This is a genomic window from Paenarthrobacter sp. RAF54_2 (assembly GCF_052113945.1).
Classification (GTDB): Bacteria; Actinomycetota; Actinomycetes; order Actinomycetales; family Micrococcaceae; genus Arthrobacter.
The window spans coordinates 1-17,321 of record NZ_JBFRDV010000025.1; the positions used below are offsets into that span (position 1 = coordinate 1).

The following is a 17,321-nucleotide window of genomic DNA, read 5'->3' on the forward strand; positions in this document are numbered from 1 at the left end:
GAGGGCTGGTAGAGGGCTGGTACAACCGCCGCCGACCAAACCGCCGCGCCGGCGGCGTCCCACCAGCCACAGCCCACGCAAACCACCACACCAGCGCCCAGGAACCCCTGGCCGCCTAACCAACAACAACGAGAACTGTCTCAAAAACTTGACGAGCGCACTATCCCTTTCTTGACGCAAGGGAGAGAACATCCGGCGGTTGGGGGTTGGACGTGAAGGAACATCCGGCCGTTGGGGGTTGGATGTGAGAGAGGGATGGGCACCCCTCGTGCCGTCTGACAGGATGGAGCCATGGCTTCGAATTATGACGTGGTAATCGTTGGCGGCGGCATTGCGGGGCTTTCCCTGGCGTCCGCGCTCGCAGGGAAGTGCACCGTTGCACTGGTGGAGGCCGAGCAGTCGTTGGCCTTCCACACGTCCTCGCGTTCGGCCCGCCAGTTGATTCCGAGTTACGGGCCGCCCATAGTGCAGGAACTCACGGTCCGGACCCTGGAGCTGATGAGGGCCCGCGACGCCGAACTTCCTGAGCCCGTCCTTACCCCGCGCAGGTTCATGCTGGTGGGCGATGAGGAAACAGTCCGGGCAGAGGCAAGCGGCAACATGCACACAATCACCCACGCAGAAGCCATGCAGCTCTGCCCGGTCCTGAAGCCGGACTCGTTCCAGGCCGCGGGGTTGGACGATGGCTCGTTTGGTTGCAATGCACCGGCCTTGTTGGAAGATCACCGGAAGAGGGCTCAGGCGGCGGGAGCTGACATCATCACCGGTGCGCGTGTCCACTCGGCCCAGCGTCTCGGAAGTGGCTGGCAGGTGGGTGCCGGAACGGAAGGTTTCCAGTCCGCCGTCGTGGTTAATGCCGCAGGTGCATGGGCGGATGAGTTGGCCGTCATCAGCGGTGTGGAGAAGCTGGGCCTGCAGCCTTACAGGCGGACTGCGGCGATCGTGAACGTCGAGCAATCGCTGACGCCGCAAACGCCAATGGTCGCTGCAGCCGACCACTCGTTCTACTTCCGGGCCGAGGGCAATCAGGTGCTCATCTCGCCATCGGAAACCGTGCCCAGCGGGGCCGAAGACGCTAAACCGTATGCCGGCGATGTGGACAAACTCGTCGACAGGCTCAACTCACTGACGACCTTGGGCATCCGGTCAGTGGATCGTGCATGGACGGGTTTGCGGACAGAAGCTGCGGACGGAATCCCGGTGGTTGGTTTCGACGCCGAAGCGAAGGGCTTCTTCTGGCTGGCCGGTCAGGGAGGCTACGGTTTCCAGACGTCCTCGGCCATTGCCGAGCTGGCGGCGGCCCTGATTCTGGGCGAGGTAAAAGAGGACAGTCCGGAATCCCGGACAGCTGAGCAGCTTGCGGCCGTTCGCTGGTCCATCCGGCGCTGAACAATAGGGACATGAGCGTAATCAGCAGTCCAGGACAAAACAGCACTCTCATCACCAACATCGGCGAGCTGATGACCCAGGATCTGGAGCATCGTGTCCTCAAAGATGCCGCGATCGTGTTCGAAGGCGAGCGCATTGCCTGGATCGGGTCCAGCAACGACGCTCCCGGGGCCGATACAAAGATCGACGCCGAAGGCCGCGCCGTCCTGCCCGGCTGGGTCGACTCGCACTCCCACCTTGTTTTCGCCGGTGATCGCACAGCCGAGTTTGAGGCCCGCATGGCCGGTCAGAGCTACAGCGCCGGCGGGATTGCCGTCACAACGGGTGCCACTCGCAGCGTCAGTGACGATGAACTGACGACTCTGGTGAGGGACCGTGTCACTGAAGCCGTCTCGCAGGGAACTACCTACCTTGAGAGCAAGACCGGCTACGGCCTGGACGTGGAGAACGAAGCCCGCAGTGCACGCATCGCCGCGGCTCTGGTGGACGAGGTCACCTACCTCGGCGCGCACCTGGTGCCGGCCGGGTCCGATCCGGAGGAGTACACGGACCTGGTCTGCGGTGAAATGCTCGACGCCGTCCTGCCGCATGTGCGCTGGGCGGATGTGTTCTGCGAGCGCGGTGCGTTCACGGAAGAGCAGTCCCGCAGGGTCCTTAGGGCTGCCCGGGACGCGGGGTTGGGGCTGCGCGTGCATGGCAACCAGCTGGGCGAGGGGCCAGGCGTTGCGTTGGCCGTGGAGTTCGGGGCCGCCAGCGTGGACCACGTGAACTATCTTTCGCAGATGGACATTGACGCGCTGGCGGGAACCTGGAAGGGCTGGGACCCGGCTACGGGCAGTGGCGCCCGTGGAACCGTCGCAACGTGCTTGCCCGCTTGTGACTTGTCCACGCGACAGCCGCTCGCACCGGGCCGGGAGCTGATCGATGCCGGCGTGCAGATCGCCCTGGCCGCCAACTGCAACCCCGGGACGTCGTACACGAGTTCCATCGCGTTCTGTGTCACCACGGCGGTCCTGCAGATGCACCTCAGTGTCCACGAGGCCGTTCGGGCGGCGACGTACGGCGGCGCCTTGGCATTGGGCCGCGAGTCCGGGAACGACGTCGACGGTGAACGGGCGGTTGGTTCGCTCGCCGTCGGTCATCGCGCGGACCTTCACATGCTGAAGGCGCCATCGGCCACGCACCTCGCGTACCGGCCGGGGATCCCGCTGACGCATTCGGTGTGGCGGGCGGGCGTTCGGGCCGTCTAACAAGACCCCTGGCACAGCTGACAGACTGTGGACATGGCAAGGGGAATTCTTCGCATATTTCCGGGGGCGGCGCCGGGAGACTTGGGCCGGGCCAGGACCACGACGGGTTTTGTCCTGGCGGTGCTCATCCCCGTTCTGGTCACCGCACTGATGTCTTTTGCCCCGGATCTGAACTTTGCCACCCATGTCCTCGTGCATTTGACCGGGGTGATGGCGGTGGCGTTCATCGGCGGTCTATGGCCTGCGGTGCTGGCCGCGATTCTGGACTCGTTGCTGCTGAATTATTTCGAGACCGAACCGGTCGGGACTTTCAGAATCAGCGATCCGCAGATTCTGTTTGCCGTGCTCGTGTTCCTGGGTGCGGGGATTGCTGTGTCCCTGGTGGTAGGGCTCTCGGCCAAGCGGGCCCAGGAGGCTATTCATGCCCGTGCCGAGGCGGCGACACTCTTGGATTTGGCCCGGAACGCACTGATTGAGGACGACACCATTGCGACATTTCTGGATAAGGTCCGTGAGACCTTCCAGGTGGGCTCGGTGGGATTATTTACCCGAACCTCCGGTACAGGAACCTCCAGCACAAGGGATGGCTGGGAACTCCAGGAGCAATCAGGAGAAGCGCCGCCACAGCCTCCTGGTTCGGCTGATTCAGGGGCCGGGGCCTATGAAATGGCAGATGCCGATACGGCCCTTGTGGTCTCTGGCAGGCCACTCACTGCCGGCGAGCGGCGGCTGCTGGCGGCCCACGCGACCCACCTGCTTTTACTAAGGCAGCGTTATGCACTCCAGCTCAGGCTGAAGACGACCACGAAACTGGCTGAGGGCAACAGCATCCGGACGTCCATTCTGAACGCTGTCAGCCATGACTTGCGGACACCATTGGCCGGAATCAAGCTGGCCGTGACCGCCCTGCAGCGCCAGAAGCGACGGCTTCCCGACGAGATACAGGACGAGATGCTCCATACCATCGACTCCTACGCGGACCGCCTTGACTCCTTGGTGGACAATCTGTTGGACATGTCACGGATCTCCAGCGGATCCACTGCCCCGCTCACCTCCTCGGTGACGTGGCGTGATGCCATCGAAGATGCGCTGCGGGGAGTGCCGGAAGGAGCCATCCGGATCGATCTGGCTCCGAACATTCCAGCCATTGATGCCGACCTGGGCATGCTGGAACGCGTCATTGCCAATATCGTCGAGAACGCCCTGAAATATGCAGCAGGTTCGGATATCGTCATCGTGGGACCTGCCAATGGTTCAGGGGTGGCCACGATTGAAGGACGCCCCTGCGGAGAACTGCGGATCGTGGACCACGGCCAGGGTGTGGCGGCCTCGGACGTGATCGCCATGTTTGAGCCGTTCCAGCGGCTGGACGACGCGCCGGCTGGCTTGGGCATCGGACTGGGACTGGCTGTTGCGAAAGGCTTTACCGAAGCGATGGGCGGCCAACTGAAGGCTGAACCGACACCGGGAGGGGGACTGACGGTTGCCATCCGCCTTCCGCTTTCCACCGGCGACGGGAATGCGCATCCCGCATCCGGCAGCGCGGAACGAGGTGAGGCATGAGAACCGTGCTCGTCGTAGACGATGAACCCCAACTGCTACGCGCTTTGCAGGTAAATCTGCGCGCCGAGGGATACGAGGTGCTCACCGCAATGGACGGCACCACGGCTCTGCAGCATGCCGAGGTCAACCATCCGGAAATTATTGTTTTGGATCTTGGACTGCCGGACATCAACGGCGTTGACGTCATCACCAGGATCCGTCGTTCCAGCAGCACGCCCATCATTGTCCTCTCCGCCAGGCAAGGGTCCGTGGACAAAGTCCGTGCCCTCGACGCCGGTGCGGATGACTACGTCACGAAACCTTTTGGCCTGGACGAACTCCTGGCACGGTTGCGCGTCGCTGAACGCCGTCTCGGGACGTCCGACGGCGGCGATCAAGTCGTGATCGTCGACGTCGGGGACTTCGCAGTGGACCTTGAAAAGAAGAAAGTGACCCGCGACGGCGCATCAGTGCGGCTCACCCCGCGGGAATGGGCCATTCTGCAACTGCTGGTCTGTAACCCGGGACGGCTCATCACCCAGCAGCAGATGCTGGCCAGGATCTGGGGCCCGGGATACGACGGAGAAACGCATTACCTCCGGGTCTACATGGGACAGTTGCGCCGCAAACTTGAAGCCGACCCTGCCCGGCCCAGGCATCTGCTCACCGAAGCCGGGATGGGTTATCGCTTCGAGCCGTAACCGGCGGCGCGGAAGGGGTGTAAATGATTCGTAAATAGAAACGCCTTTCCCGGTTTGATGCTTTCCCTTGGTGTTAGCTTCGGCTGTGACCGCGGCGCATTGTGCCGCGCGGAAAGGAAATAATGACCACGTTGAGCAGGCCCCCTGCTGACCCTTCGGCGCCCAAGCCAGCCGGAAAAGCCGCGCTGAAAAACTGGCTGCTGTTCGGGCTCCAGGACAGCAAAGGCACCCATCAGGGCCCCGGCGGAATAACCGCGGCCAACGAGAAGAAGCATCCGTGGTGGCAGGTCATGTGCCTGACCGGCGTCGATTACTTCTCCACCCTGGGTTACCAGCCCGCGATCGCGGCACTGGCCGCCGGCGTGATCTCACCATTGGCGACCCTGGTGCTCATTGCCGTCACCCTGTTGGGCGCCCTGCCCGTCTACCGCCGCGTCGCCCGGGAAAGCCACCGTGGCGAAGGCTCCATCGCGATGCTTGAACGGCTCCTGCCACGCTGGGGCGGCAAGCTCTTCGTCCTCATCCTGCTCGGGTTCGCCGCAACCGACTTCATGATCACCATGACCCTCTCCGCCGCCGACGCAAGTGCACACCTCATTCAGAACCCTGTCGCCCCCGGTTGGTTGCAGGGCCAGAACATCCTCGTCACGCTCTTCCTCCTGGCGCTGCTGGCTGCCGTCTTCCTCCGCGGCTTCAAGGAAGCCATCGGAGTCGCTGTTGTCCTCGTCGTCCTTTACCTGGGCCTCAATGCCATAGTCGTGGTCGTGACCCTCACACAGGTGTTCACGCACCCGGTCGCCATGGGCGGGTGGTGGAACGCGCTCTGGACCTCGCACGGGGACCCGATCATGGTCGTGGGAATCGCTCTGCTCGTCTTTCCCAAGCTTGCCCTCGGACTCTCAGGCTTCGAAACAGGTGTCGCCGTCATGCCCCAGGTCCGGGGAGACGAGGCCGACACCGAGGAAAACCCGGCGGGCCGCATCCGCGGAACGCGCAGAATGCTCACAACCGCCGCTGTCATCATGAGCGGATTCCTTTTCACCACCAGTTTCATCACCGTCGTCCTGATCCCGGAACAGGAATTCCAACCCGGCGGCCAAGCCAACGGCCGCGCCCTGGCGTTCCTCGCCCACGAGTATCTCGGCGTCGGATTCGGCAGCATCTACGACATCAGCACCATCGCCATCCTGTGGTTCGCCGGGGCCTCCGCCATGGCAGGACTGCTGAACCTCGTCCCGCGGTACCTGCCGCGCTACGGGATGGCCCCCGGGTGGGCCAAGGCCGTCCGCCCACTGGTGCTCGTCTTCACTCTCGTCGGTTTCCTCATCACCTTCCTCTTTGAAGCCGACGTCGATGCCCAGGGCGGCGCCTACGCTACCGGCGTTCTGGTGCTGATGACCTCCGCGGCCGTTGCCGTCACGCTCTCTGCGCGCCGACGCAGGCAGCGTAAACGCACCATCGGCTTCGGCATCATCTCCTTGGTGTTCACCTACACCACCATCGCCAATATCTTCGAACGCCCCGAAGGCATCAGGATCGCGGCAATCTTCATCCTGGGAATCATCGTGATTTCCCTGCTCTCCCGCATCCGACGCTCCTTCGAACTCCACGCCACCCGCGTCCACTTGGACCGCCAGGCCCTGGAATTCATGTCCGACACCCTCGAAGGACCCATCGCGATCATCGCCCACGAACCGCTCCGGCTCACCGCCGAAGCGTACCGGGACAAGCTCACCTCAGCGATCGAGGTCAGCCATCTGCCCCTGGAACAACAAGCCATCTTCCTCGAAGTGATCGTCGACGATTCCTCGGACTTCGAAACGGAACTGCAAGTACACGGCGTGACGCGGCACGGGTACCGGATCCTGGAGGTCCACGGTCCCGTCGTACCGAATACCATCGCGTCAGTCCTGCTTCACATCCGGGACGTCACCGGGCTCATGCCCCACATCTACTTCCGGTGGACCGAAGGAAATCCGTTCACGAACCTCCTGCGCTTCCTCTTCCTGGGCGAGGGCGAAATTGCTCCTGTCACCAGGGAAGTGCTGCGGGAGGCAGTGCCCGATGTCACCCAACGCCCCTGGGTCCACGTCGGCTGACCAAGGAGGTGTTCGCGGATGGGCCCGCATCAAGAAGATACCGACGGCGGACTGAGGTTCGCTGCCCCGCCGGACTCAGTGGAGGATTACGGAGGCCGCGGAGTAGACGGCGCAGCCTATCGCCCTCCGGCGGGCTACCTCTTCAGGGACGAAGCGGGAGATGCCTGGTGGATTATTTTCCAGGTATCTCCTGACCCGGGTTCTCACGGACCCAAGGTCCGTGGAGATGTCCTGGGCTGCAGCGAAGCCTACGACGAGCTTGTTCACGTCCGGGTGCTGGCCTCCGACGTGCTCCGCGAAGATGCTGATTCTGCCTTCCGTCAGCAAGCACCCTCCAGCTACGAAGAGGCGGCAAGGGTTGCCGCAAGCATCCCGCGAGGCGTAAAGGAACCGTAAAGGTTTCCCGATTTTCCTGTGCCAACATTTTCTCCGGTGCTACGCTCCCGGAGATCACGTTGGCAGACAGGAAGACGAGGCAGTGACAACATCGGCCCGGAAGGACATTCCGGACAGCATCCCAACTCCTGAACGCAAACAGCACTCAGGAAATCCGCTGGTGCGATGGTTGTTGGAACACCGCGTCCATCAGCCCGTCGGTCCTGAATCCGTTGAGGATCACGCCACGCAACAAAGCTGGTGGAAGGTCATGTGCCTGACGGGCGTCGACTACTTCTCAACGCTGTCCTACCTGCCCGGCATAGCAGCCTTGGCGGCGGGTGCCCTGTCCCCGCTGGCAACACTGTTAATCGTCGCCCTGACTTTGCTGGGCATGCTGCCGATGTACAGAAGGGTGGCAAAGGAAAGCCCCCACGGACAGGGATCCGTGGCCATGCTGGAGAACCTGCTGCCTTTCTGGCGCGGCAAAATTTTCGTACTCGTCCTTCTCGGCTTTGTTGCGACATCGTGGATTATCACCATCACCCTGTCCGCGGCCGACGCAACGGTCCACCTTCTGGAGAACCCTTTCCTTCCGCCGTTCCTGGAAGGCCAAGCAGTGGCAGTGACGGTGGTACTCCTGCTGATCCTGGGCGGAGTGTTCCTGATGGGCTTCAGTGAGGCCGTCGCCGTGGCGATCCCGCTCGTGGCGGTGTTTTTGGGACTGAACGCCATCATCATCGGCGTTGGGATCGTGGACATCGCAGCCTCCCCGGCGCTCTTGTCCTCGTGGTCCGAAGCGCTGACTGCCGCGTCGGGAGGCGGCCTGGGCGGACTGATCCTGCCTGCCCTTATAGCCTTCCCCCTCCTCGTCCTGGGCCTTTCGGGATTCGAGACCGGCGTCAGCATGATGCCCCTGGTCTCAGCGAAGGGTAAGACTCCCGAGGAACGGCTCGCCGCCCGTATCAGGAACACCCGCAAACTCCTCACGACCGCTGCCGTGATCATGAGCGTCTATCTGATTGGCAGCAGTTTCGTCACGACCGTCCTGATACCAGCAGAAGCATTCCAGGAAGGCGGGGCAGCCAATGGCCGTGCCCTTGCCTACTTGGCACATCAAAGGCTCGGTGAAGGATTCGGATCTGTATACGACATCAGCAGTATCCTCATCCTCTGGTTCGCCGGGGCATCGGCAATGGCGGGGCTGGTCAATATCGTCCCGCGCTATCTTCCGTCCTACGGCATGGCGCCGGACTGGACCCGGGCGGTGCGTCCCGTCGTCCTCGTCTACACAGCCCTAAGCGTACTTATCACCATCGGCTTCAAAGCAGACGTGAACGCCCAGGCAGGGGCCTATGCCACGGGGATCCTCGCCATGATGGTCTCTGGATCGGCTGCCGTGACCATCTCCGCGCTCCGGCGAAAACAACGCCCCGCAGCAATCGGCTTTACAGTCCTGACGCTCATTCTGCTCTACGCACTGATAGCGAATGTCATTGAGAAACCTGATGGACTCACCATCTCCGGCTTCTTCATCCTGGGCATCATCGTTGTGTCGCTCGTTTCCCGGGTCAGCCGGACGACCGAGTTGCGCGTGGACCGCATCGAATTCGACGAGAATGCGCGTCGTTTTATCGCAGATTCCCTCGACTACGACGGCCGGCTCAACCTCATCGCCAACCGCCCCGAGGCACGGGATGCTGCCGAATACGCGGCGAAGGAAACCGACCAGCGCGAACTGAACCCGGTCCCTGGCTCCGCCGACGTCATTTTCCTGGAAATCGATGTTAGTGACCCCCTCCAGCTTCAGCGACACACTCACCGTCACCGGCGTCGAAGTTGCCGGTCACCGCATCCTGCGAGCCCAAAGCCCCGCCGCACCGAACGCGATTGCTGCGATCCTCCTGGCTCTGCGCAACGCCACTGGGGTCCGTCCCCACGCCTATTTCGAATGGTCTGAAGGCAACCCGTTGGCACACCTGATGCGATACCTGTTGCTGGGCCGGGGGGACACCGCACCCGTGGTCCGGGAAATCATCCGCGAAAACGAACCCGATCCCGACCTTCGCCCAGGCATCCATGTCGGCTAACCCAAAGCCATCGGCTAACCCAAAGCCCCGGGGCCGGACTCCCGGACCATCCCACACCGGGAACGGCAACGGACGCACGTTGTGGAAGCACCGTGACCCACAGACGCGCCGTGAGAACGTCCTCAGGCGCGCCCTCTCACATCCCGTCCGCTCAGTACCCCTCGCTTTCCTGGCGGTCATCCTCCTCGGCGCAGCCCTGCTGATGCTGCCAGTCTCCCGCAACGGCACTGATCCAGCCACCCTCATGACGGCACTGTTCACCGCCGTGTCCGCGACGTGTGTCACGGGCCTGGTTACCGTTGACACGGCAACCTACTGGACACCTTTCGGGCATGTCGTGATTCTGGCGCTCATCCAGGTTGGCGGGTTCGGCATCATGACGCTCGCGACCCTGCTGGCGCTGCTCGTCCGCAAAAGCATCGGCTTGCGCGGCCAGCTTGTTGTGCAGTCAGAAACGCACACCCTCAACCTCGGGGACGTCCGCTCCGTGCTCTTTCGCGTTGCAAGGATCATGGTCGTTTTTGAAGCGGTAACGGCTGCAATCCTGGCTGTCAGGTTCTGGCTCGCCTACGACTCCAACCCAGCCGTTGCGCTGTGGCATGGCGTCTTCCACGCAGTATCCGCCTTCAACAACGCCGGGTTCGCGCTCTACAGCGACAACCTCATCAGTTTCCGCGAAGACCCTTACATCCTGGTCCCCATCTGCCTGGCCATCATTTCCGGTGGTCTCGGCTTTCCCGTACTCATCCATTTGCTCAACGGCGGGGGACTGCGGGTCCGGAACTGGACGGTACATTTGCGCCTCACAGTCTTCGGTACTGTCTTCCTGCTCATAGCCGGCTTCGTGTTGTTCGCCGCGTTCGAATGGAACAGGGCCGAAACCCTGGGTCCGCTGTCCATCCCGGGAAAGATCGTCGGTTCCCTGGCTGGAAGCGTGTTCCCGCGCACCGCGGGATTCAACAGCATCGACTACGGAGTGGCTTCACCGGAGACGCTCATGGTCAGCGACATTCTGATGTTCATCGGAGGGGGAAGCGCCGGAACTGCCGGTGGAATCAAGATCACGACCTTCCTCCTCCTTGCTTTCGCCATCTGGAATGAAGTCCGGGGACGGGACGATGTGACCATAGCCCACCGGTCCATCAGCCCTGCCTCGGTACGGCAGGCCCTTTCGGTGGCTCTGCTTGGCATCGGCGCTGTCATTACCGGAACCATGCTGCTGCTCATGTTCACCGACTACAGCCTTGAGAAAGTCCTGTTCGAATCCATCTCGGCTTTCGCCACAGTCGGAATGAGCACAGGAATCACGTACAACCTTCCTCCATCGGCTGAATGGGTACTTATGGTTCTGATGTTTACGGGGCGCATCGGCACCGTGACGGTCGCTTCGGCACTCGCCCTATCTTCACGCCCGCGCCTGTTCAACCTGCCCGAAGAACGGCCAATCATCGGCTGACTGGAACAGGTTGAGCCTTCCCTGCTGCTCGTCGCCGTTTCCCCTGCCAGCACTTCGCATCGTCCTGACTACTGGGCTGCCCAATTACCGGATCCACTCCTGCAGATGATCCTTGTGAGATCGAAACTGATCGTTTAGTGTTTCTATAGATCATAAAACGTCATTGGCTGAGCAGGAGCGAAACACACGATGAGCGAGAACACACTGGGCGCCTTCATGGAAGAAGAGCTGGTATCACAGCCCGACGTCTGGCAGCGGGCCATCGACCAGGCCCGTGCTGAGAAGTTGCTTCCCGCCGACGGCCAGCGGATCGCCGTCATCGGCTGTGGCACGTCCTGGTTCATGGCCCAGAGCTATGCTGCCGCCCGTGAATCCGCAGGCAAAGGCGTGACGGATGCCTTCGCGGCGTCGGAGGCTTTCCTGAACAGCAACAGTGCGGATCGCCAGTACGACGCCGTTGTGGCCATTACGCGGTCCGGCACCACCACTGAGGTGCTGGAGATCCTGGCAGGGCTGAAGGGCATCGTCCCCACTGTTGCGATTATTGGCGATACGTCCTCGCCAATCGTTCAGCTGGCCGACGCAGTGATCGGACTCCCGTATGCAGATGAGCGATCCGTGGTGCAGACCCGCTTCGCGACCTCGGCGCTGGTTTACTTGCTCACCAGCCTTGGGATTGACGTCAAGCGGGCTATCGAGGACGCACGGGATGCAGTGACAGGTCCCGTGGCACAGGAACTTCTGGATGCTGAGCAATTCACGTTCCTCGGTACAGGATGGACTGTCGGCCTGGCCCACGAGGCAGGACTTAAGATGCGCGAAGCCGTTCAGGGCTGGACCGAGTCCTACCCGGCCATGGAATACCGCCATGGTCCCATCTCCATCGCTGCGCCAGGACGCGTGACCTGGTTGTTTGGCGCACAGCCTGAGGGCCTTGATAAGGACATGGCCGCCACGGGTGCCCTGTACATCCACACGGACAAGCACCCGCTGGCTGAACTGGCCCGCGTTCACAAAGTGACCCTGGAACGTGCGCGCGTCCGTGGCCTCAACCCGGACCTGCCCCGGAACCTGACGCGCTCCGTCATTCTCGACGCCTCCGCCTAGGCACTCATCATGGTTCTCGGGCATGCAGAATCAGCAGTCCTGGCCTTCGACGTCGGCGGTACAGACGTGAAGGCCGGACTCGTGGATGCCTTTGGAAACGTCCTGGGCATGCGCCGGGTCCCCACGCCCCTGGATCCATCGCACCCAGGGGAAGCCGTACTGGACAAGCTGACGGAGCTCGCCCGCCAGCTTGCTTCTGAGTTTCCGGATATCCCGGCCAAAGCAGCGGGCGTCATCGTCCCTGGCATTGTGGATTCCGTGGGAGGAATCGGGATCTACTCCGCGAACCTTGGGTGGCGCAATTTCCCGTTCACCGCCGAGGCAGAGAAGAGGCTGGGGCTTCCCGTGGCGTTCGATCACGACGTCCGCTCGGCCGCTGCGGTGGAACACACCTTTGGCGCATCCAAGGAGTTCAACGACGTCGTGGTCATGGTGGTGGGCACCGGAATCGCCGCCGCCGTTTTCTCCGGTGGTGTGGCCGTCACGGCCGATGGTTTCGCCGGTGAACTCGGCCACGCCCAGGTACCGGACCCCGACGCCGGAACTGAAGCAGCCGGAACTCAAGGAGCCGGAACTCAAGCACCCGGAACTAACGCACCAGGGGCCACCATCCTCGAGGCCGTGGGTTCGGCAGGCGCCATCGCCAAGCGATACAGCAGGAAGTCGGGCAACATCGTGGACGGTGCCCGGGACGTCCTGCTCCGCTCCCAAAATGGAGATGCCATGGCTGCCCGTGTGTGGGCGGATGCGGTGGACGCCCTCGCCTTCACCATCTGCCAGTGCGTGAACATCATCGGCACTGAAGCGGTAGTGATCGGGGGAGGCCTGGCCGAAGCAGGCGAGGACCTCCTGGAACCGCTCCGCGCCCGGGTTGACCAGATCCTGGACTTCCAACGACGCCCACGCCTCATCCAAGCCCAGCTTGGCCAGGACGCCGGGCTCCTTGGCGCGGCGTTGAACGCACGTGCGCTCCTGGATGGTGCCAGATGACCGGCGTCGAGGCAGCAGGCAGCGGCCCCTCCCGGAACGCAGCAACCCGCATTGTCACCGTGACCCCCAATCCCGCCATCGACATGACCTACACTGTCCACGGAATCACCGAAGGCGCCAGCCACAGGGTCCCCACACCCATCAGCCGCGCCGGTGGCAAAGGGCTCAACGTTGCCAGGGTGGTTCATCAAGTGGGCCATCCCGTGCTGGCCATTGCTCCTACCGGAGGAGCCGCTGGACAGACCCTGGCTGCCGAACTTTGGACCAGCGGCGTGCCCCACGCGCTGGTGTCTGTCGCCGCCGAGACCCGCCGCAGCATCGCGCTCGTGGACACCGTCGCGGGCGAGACCTCCATCTTCAACGAGGAAGGCCAGGCGCTCCTGCCGGACGACTGGCGCTCACTGACCGCCGCCGTCGTCAAAGCCGTACGCGGCGATGCCGGAGAAGCTCCGGCAGCTGTGCTGGTGGGTTCCGGCAGCCTTCCGCCGGACGCACCTGCCGATTTCTACTCGTCCCTCGTAAAGCTGGCGCACGACGCCGGCATCCCGGCCATCATTGACACCTCCGGACCCGGAATCATCACCGCCGCCCAGGCCGGTGCCGATGTCCTGAAACCGAATCACCACGAACTCGCGGAAGCCACGGGGCAGTCGAGCGTCGAAGCCGCTGCGCTCTCGCTGATTGCCATGGGTGCCCGCACCGTCCTCGTCAGCGCCGGCGCGGACGGAATGCTCGCCTTCGACCACGCGGCTCCCGGCGGTTACTGGACTGCCAGCCTCCCCGAGCCCCTGAGCGGCAACCCCACAGGGGCGGGCGACGCCGGTGTGGCGGCTGCCGCCGTCGCCCTCGCCGAAGGCGTTACCGAACCCCGCGAGATTCTCCGCCGGGCTACGGCCTGGTCCGCCGCCGCTGTGCTCATGCCCGCAGCAGGCGAGATCTCGCCGAGATACCAGGAACTTGAAGACCAACTGATCGTGACATGGAAGGAGACCCGGTGACCCTTGTCAGCACGCGGGAATTGATGGACAAGGCCGTGGCCAGCGGTACGGGCCAAGGCGCGTTCAACGTCATCCACGTGGAAACAGCGGAGGGGCTGGTGGCGGGTGCCGAGACAGCGGGTGTTCCGCTGATCCTGCAGATTTCGGAGAACTGCGCAAAGTATCACGGTGGACTTGAGCCGATTGCTGTGGCGACTTTGGCGATCGCCCGCGACGCATCGGTGCCCGTTGCCGTTCACCTGGACCATGCCGAGTCCGAGGACCTCGCCATCGCGGCCGTGGACCTCGGTTTTGGCTCCGTAATGTTCGACGGCGCGCACTTGCCCTATGAGTGGAACGTCGAAGTCACGCAACGGGTAGCCCGCTACGCCCACGAGCGAGGCGTTTACATGGAGGCCGAACTCGGCAAAGTGGGAGGCAAGGACGGCGCCCATGCACCCGGTGTCCGGACCGACCCCGACGAGGCGCAGGCGTTTGTTGAAGCAACGGGTGTGGATGCGCTCGCAGTGGCCGTTGGCTCCTCCCACGCCATGACCGAACGCAGCGCAGCACTGGACCTGCACCTGATTACGCGGCTGAAGTCGGCGGTCGGAAAACCGCTGGTCCTGCATGGCTCTTCAGGCGTCACAGACGAGATGCTCGTAGCTGCGATCGGCGCAGGTATGACTAAGATCAACGTATCCACACATTTGAACGGGTTCTTCACCCGCGCCGTCCGTGAGTACCTCGATGCCAACCCTGCAGTGGTGGATTCCCGGAAGTACATCAAGGCCGGCCGGGACGCACTGGTGCTGGAATCCGCACGTATGCTCACGCTGTTCGCCAAAGCGAAATAGCCAGACCCCGCGAAAGGCTCGTCATGACCCGCACCGATCGGCTGACCGCCATCCTTGACCTCCTGGCCGAATCCGGCCATGTGGAAGTCGAGGACATCGTGACGCGGCTTGGCGTGTCACCGGCCACGGCGCGCCGGGACTTGGACAGCCTTGCAAAACAACGGCTGCTCAGCCGTACGCGGGGTGGCGCCACCACCGGATCCGTGTCCTACGATCTCCCGGGCAGATACAACCGTGACGACCACGCCTTGGCCAAGCAGGAGATCGCCCAGGCCGCCTCGGCCCTGATCCGATCCGGAGCGGTGATCGGCTTGAGCGGGGGAACCACCAACACGGCGCTGGCGCAACTGTTGTCCACCCGTGAGGACCTCAACGCGCCGTCCAACAGGCCCACTCTCACGGTGGTGACCAATGCGATCAACATTGCCTCGCAGCTCGCCGTTCGTCCGAACATCAAGATCATGGTCACCGGGGGAATCCTGAATCCGCGCTCCTATGAGCTCGTGGGGCCCTACACCGATGTGATCATGCAGAAGGTCGCCCTGGACATTGCGTTCATAGGGGTCAATGGTGTTGACCCGGACCTTGGCCCCACCATCACCGATGAAGGCGAAGCCATGGTGAACACCGTCATGGCACGCCGGGCCACCGAATCCTACGTGCTGGCTGACTCCTCCAAGGTGGGCCGCCGCTCCTTTGCGGCCATGGCCGGGTATGACTTCCGGCACCTCATCACGGACGCCGGGATCAGCGCCGCGGACAAGGCTGCGTTCGAAGCCAAGGGCACGGAAGTCATCGTCGCCCCCGGCAACTAAGTGCTTCCTGCTAGAAACGCATTCTCGGCGCGTGAAGCACTGAATCGTCAACATCCCTTGGCACCCACTGGCTGAACGGTTCGTCCAGACTGTACTGGCCGTCGTCGGTCCTTATCAGTGTGCGTAGTTCGGCGTTGTCCGGGTTGTTCAGTGACTCGAAATACTCAACAGTCCAGTGGAACCAGCGCATGCAGAACAGCCTCATGGTCAGTCCGTGGGTGACCAGCAGGGTATTTGGGGCGTACGTCGGCTTTTGCCAGTGGCGGTAAAGGGTCTCCATGAACGAGGACACGCGGTCGTAGACGTCCGAGCCTGACTCGCCCTCGCGGAACCTGTAGAAGAAGTGGCCGTAAAGGTTGCGAAGCTCCTTCTGGTCCTCGATCTCCCCGGCGATCTGGAAGTTGGCCCAGTCCTGCTCGCGTAGCCTGGGTTCTTCGATCACGCGCTCGATCAGCGGGCCGAGGTCCAACGCCTCAAGAGTCTGGTATGCCCGCAAGTAGGGGGACACGTAGACGCAGACCTGCTCGCCGTCGAGCTTCCGCCTGAGGGCCTCGCCGGCTATCCGTGCCTGCTCAATTCCAAGTTCGGTGAGCGGGATGCGGTAGTCCGGCACACGGTTGTAGATTGACGTGTCGGCATTCGCGGCGGACTGGCCGTGCCGGATCATGAAGATTCTCCCTGGGGCACTCATCCCACCAAGCATAGGGTCTGCCTACGGGTGGAGCGGGAACGTGCGCAGTTCACGGCAAAGTGGCAGGAACTGCAGGCAAGATAGGTACATGCTCCTTGCTTCCCGCCGCCGCCTGCGCGCCGAAGTACTCATCGTACTGGGCCTGTCTCTGGGCCAATCAGCCGTGTACTCCGTGGTGCAACTTCTGGACAAGATGACACGCGCGCCGTTGTCCGAGGCAACTTCGACGCTTAACAGGTCCCAAAGCACCCGCGAGTACTTCGACCTCACCTACCAACTGCTGGACATTATCTTCGCCTTGGTGCCGGTGGTCCTGGTGTTCTATTTCCTGTCATCGCATGCCCAAGGTGGCCGGGAAGGTGCAGGTGGCTCAGGCTTTGCCCGGTTGGGGTTCAACTTGGCACGCCCCGGCAAGGACCTTTTGCACGGACTGGGACTCGCAGCCGCCATTGGCATCCCGTCCCTTGGCTTGTACGCGGCCGGTCGCGCACTCGGAATCACCACCGCCATTGTGCCCAGCGGCCTGGAGGCTTACTGGTGGACCGTGCCTGTATTGATTCTCTCCGCGGTTCGCCACGCGATCGTTGAGGAAGTGATCGTCGTGGGATACCTCATGGACCGTTTCGGAAAATTCGGTTGGAGTACCCCGTTGGCCATCGTTGTGAGCGCGGCCCTTCGCGGCAGCTACCACTTGTATCAAGGCTTCGGACCGTTCATCGGCAACTTCGCGATGGGGTTGGTTTTCGCCTGGATCTATACCAAGACGAAGCGGGTAATGCCTTTGGTCATTGCCCATGCGCTGCTGGACATTGTCGCGTTCGTTGGGTTCAGCCTCTTCGGCAAGGCCATAGGCCTGGGTTAGGCGCAAGGTTAAAGAAATTCGGCCGCCATCGGTGGGTGACGTCGTTGGCACCCGCTGATGGCGGCCGAAGCTTGACCGGACACGCTGGACCGGGAGGGGAGCAAGCCCCAGGGAAGGTAA

14 protein-coding genes and 1 pseudogene are annotated in these 17,321 nt (G+C 62.8%); 14 read left to right on the top strand and 1 reads right to left on the bottom strand.

Features of this window, described 5'->3' with window-relative positions; all coding sequences use genetic code 11:
* The first annotated feature begins 291 nt into the window (after window positions 1-291).
* The 13 genes and pseudogenes from AB4Y87_RS20960 to AB4Y87_RS21020 all read left to right on the top strand — a co-directional run bounded on the left by AB4Y87_RS20960 (window position 292) and on the right by AB4Y87_RS21020 (window position 15,648).
* Complete coding sequence (locus AB4Y87_RS20960) at window positions 292-1,389, top strand: NAD(P)/FAD-dependent oxidoreductase (protein WP_442006192.1); 1,098 nt, start codon at window positions 292-294, stop codon at window positions 1,387-1,389.
* Between the two features lie 11 nt (window positions 1,390-1,400).
* Window positions 1,401-2,639: an imidazolonepropionase gene (gene hutI / locus AB4Y87_RS20965; protein ID WP_442006193.1), complete on the top strand. Its 1,239-nt coding sequence runs from the start codon at window positions 1,401-1,403 to the stop codon at window positions 2,637-2,639.
* A gap of 33 nt (window positions 2,640-2,672) precedes the next feature.
* Window positions 2,673-4,202: a sensor histidine kinase gene (locus tag AB4Y87_RS20970; protein WP_442006194.1), complete on the top strand. Its 1,530-nt coding sequence runs from the start codon at window positions 2,673-2,675 to the stop codon at window positions 4,200-4,202.
* Window positions 4,199-4,882 carry a response regulator gene (locus tag AB4Y87_RS20975; RefSeq protein WP_442006195.1) on the top strand — a complete coding sequence of 228 codons (684 nt, stop codon included), beginning with the start codon at window positions 4,199-4,201 and terminating at the stop codon, window positions 4,880-4,882. The genes AB4Y87_RS20970 and AB4Y87_RS20975 overlap by 4 nt, the downstream gene beginning before the upstream one ends.
* Before the next feature lie 122 nt (window positions 4,883-5,004).
* Window positions 5,005-6,981, top strand: a complete 1,977-nt coding sequence (locus AB4Y87_RS20980; RefSeq protein WP_442006196.1) for an amino acid transporter — start codon at window positions 5,005-5,007, stop codon at window positions 6,979-6,981.
* 18 nt (window positions 6,982-6,999) lie between these two features.
* Window positions 7,000-7,377, top strand: a complete 378-nt coding sequence (locus tag AB4Y87_RS20985) for a hypothetical protein (protein WP_442006197.1) — start codon at window positions 7,000-7,002, stop codon at window positions 7,375-7,377.
* Between the two features lie 82 nt (window positions 7,378-7,459).
* A pseudogene (locus AB4Y87_RS20990) lies at window positions 7,460-9,446 on the top strand (amino acid transporter).
* Between the two features lie 79 nt (window positions 9,447-9,525).
* Window positions 9,526-10,902: a TrkH family potassium uptake protein gene (locus tag AB4Y87_RS20995; protein ID WP_442006198.1), complete on the top strand. Its 1,377-nt coding sequence runs from the start codon at window positions 9,526-9,528 to the stop codon at window positions 10,900-10,902.
* 189 nt (window positions 10,903-11,091) lie between these two features.
* The gene (locus AB4Y87_RS21000; RefSeq protein WP_442006199.1) at window positions 11,092-12,009 is read left to right on the top strand and encodes an SIS domain-containing protein; all 918 of its coding nucleotides are present in this window, start codon (window positions 11,092-11,094) and stop codon (window positions 12,007-12,009) included.
* 9 nt (window positions 12,010-12,018) lie between these two features.
* A complete protein-coding gene (locus AB4Y87_RS21005; protein ID WP_442006200.1) occupies window positions 12,019-12,999 on the top strand; it encodes an ROK family protein in 981 nt (326 codons plus the stop codon).
* Complete coding sequence (locus AB4Y87_RS21010) at window positions 12,996-13,997, top strand: 1-phosphofructokinase family hexose kinase (RefSeq protein ID WP_442006201.1); 1,002 nt, start codon at window positions 12,996-12,998, stop codon at window positions 13,995-13,997. Before AB4Y87_RS21005 ends, AB4Y87_RS21010 begins: the two co-directional genes overlap by 4 nt.
* Entirely contained in the window at window positions 13,979-14,833 is an 855-nt protein-coding gene (locus AB4Y87_RS21015) for a class II fructose-bisphosphate aldolase (protein ID WP_442006202.1), read from the top strand. The genes AB4Y87_RS21010 and AB4Y87_RS21015 overlap by 19 nt, the downstream gene beginning before the upstream one ends.
* Before the next feature lie 23 nt (window positions 14,834-14,856).
* Window positions 14,857-15,648, top strand: a complete 792-nt coding sequence (locus tag AB4Y87_RS21020; RefSeq protein ID WP_442006203.1) for a DeoR/GlpR family DNA-binding transcription regulator — start codon at window positions 14,857-14,859, stop codon at window positions 15,646-15,648.
* A 10-nt stretch (window positions 15,649-15,658) separates the two neighbouring features.
* Here the strand turns inward: AB4Y87_RS21020 and AB4Y87_RS21025 are convergent, their stop codons facing one another.
* On the bottom strand, window positions 15,659-16,315 hold the full coding sequence (locus AB4Y87_RS21025; protein WP_442006204.1) for a histidine phosphatase family protein: 657 nt from the start codon (window positions 16,313-16,315) through the stop codon (window positions 15,659-15,661).
* A 112-nt stretch (window positions 16,316-16,427) separates the two neighbouring features.
* On the opposite strand from AB4Y87_RS21025, the gene AB4Y87_RS21030 reads away from it, so the two are divergent.
* A complete protein-coding gene (locus tag AB4Y87_RS21030; RefSeq protein WP_442006205.1) occupies window positions 16,428-17,201 on the top strand; it encodes a CPBP family intramembrane glutamic endopeptidase in 774 nt (257 codons plus the stop codon).
* Window positions 17,202-17,321: the final 120 nt, after the last annotated feature.

What these genes read in the sequence shown, in the direction of transcription:
- AB4Y87_RS21025 (WP_442006204.1), bottom strand. Translation starts at nt 16,315, where the DNA reads ATGATCCGGCACGGCCAGTCCGCCGCGAATGCCGACACGTCAATCTAC.
- AB4Y87_RS20960 (WP_442006192.1), top strand. Translation starts at nt 292, where the DNA reads ATGGCTTCGAATTATGACGTGGTAATCGTTGGCGGCGGCATTGCGGGG.
- AB4Y87_RS21005 (WP_442006200.1), top strand. Translation starts at nt 12,019, where the DNA reads ATGGTTCTCGGGCATGCAGAATCAGCAGTCCTGGCCTTCGACGTCGGC.
- AB4Y87_RS21015 (WP_442006202.1), top strand. Translation starts at nt 13,979, where the DNA reads ATGGAAGGAGACCCGGTGACCCTTGTCAGCACGCGGGAATTGATGGAC.
- AB4Y87_RS21010 (WP_442006201.1), top strand. Translation starts at nt 12,996, where the DNA reads ATGACCGGCGTCGAGGCAGCAGGCAGCGGCCCCTCCCGGAACGCAGCA.
- AB4Y87_RS21020 (WP_442006203.1), top strand. Translation starts at nt 14,857, where the DNA reads ATGACCCGCACCGATCGGCTGACCGCCATCCTTGACCTCCTGGCCGAA.
- AB4Y87_RS20975 (WP_442006195.1), top strand. Translation starts at nt 4,199, where the DNA reads ATGAGAACCGTGCTCGTCGTAGACGATGAACCCCAACTGCTACGCGCT.
- hutI (WP_442006193.1), top strand. Translation starts at nt 1,401, where the DNA reads ATGAGCGTAATCAGCAGTCCAGGACAAAACAGCACTCTCATCACCAAC.
- AB4Y87_RS21030 (WP_442006205.1), top strand. Translation starts at nt 16,428, where the DNA reads ATGCTCCTTGCTTCCCGCCGCCGCCTGCGCGCCGAAGTACTCATCGTA.
- AB4Y87_RS20970 (WP_442006194.1), top strand. Translation starts at nt 2,673, where the DNA reads ATGGCAAGGGGAATTCTTCGCATATTTCCGGGGGCGGCGCCGGGAGAC.
- AB4Y87_RS20985 (WP_442006197.1), top strand. Translation starts at nt 7,000, where the DNA reads ATGGGCCCGCATCAAGAAGATACCGACGGCGGACTGAGGTTCGCTGCC.
- AB4Y87_RS21000 (WP_442006199.1), top strand. Translation starts at nt 11,092, where the DNA reads ATGAGCGAGAACACACTGGGCGCCTTCATGGAAGAAGAGCTGGTATCA.
- AB4Y87_RS20980 (WP_442006196.1), top strand. Translation starts at nt 5,005, where the DNA reads ATGACCACGTTGAGCAGGCCCCCTGCTGACCCTTCGGCGCCCAAGCCA.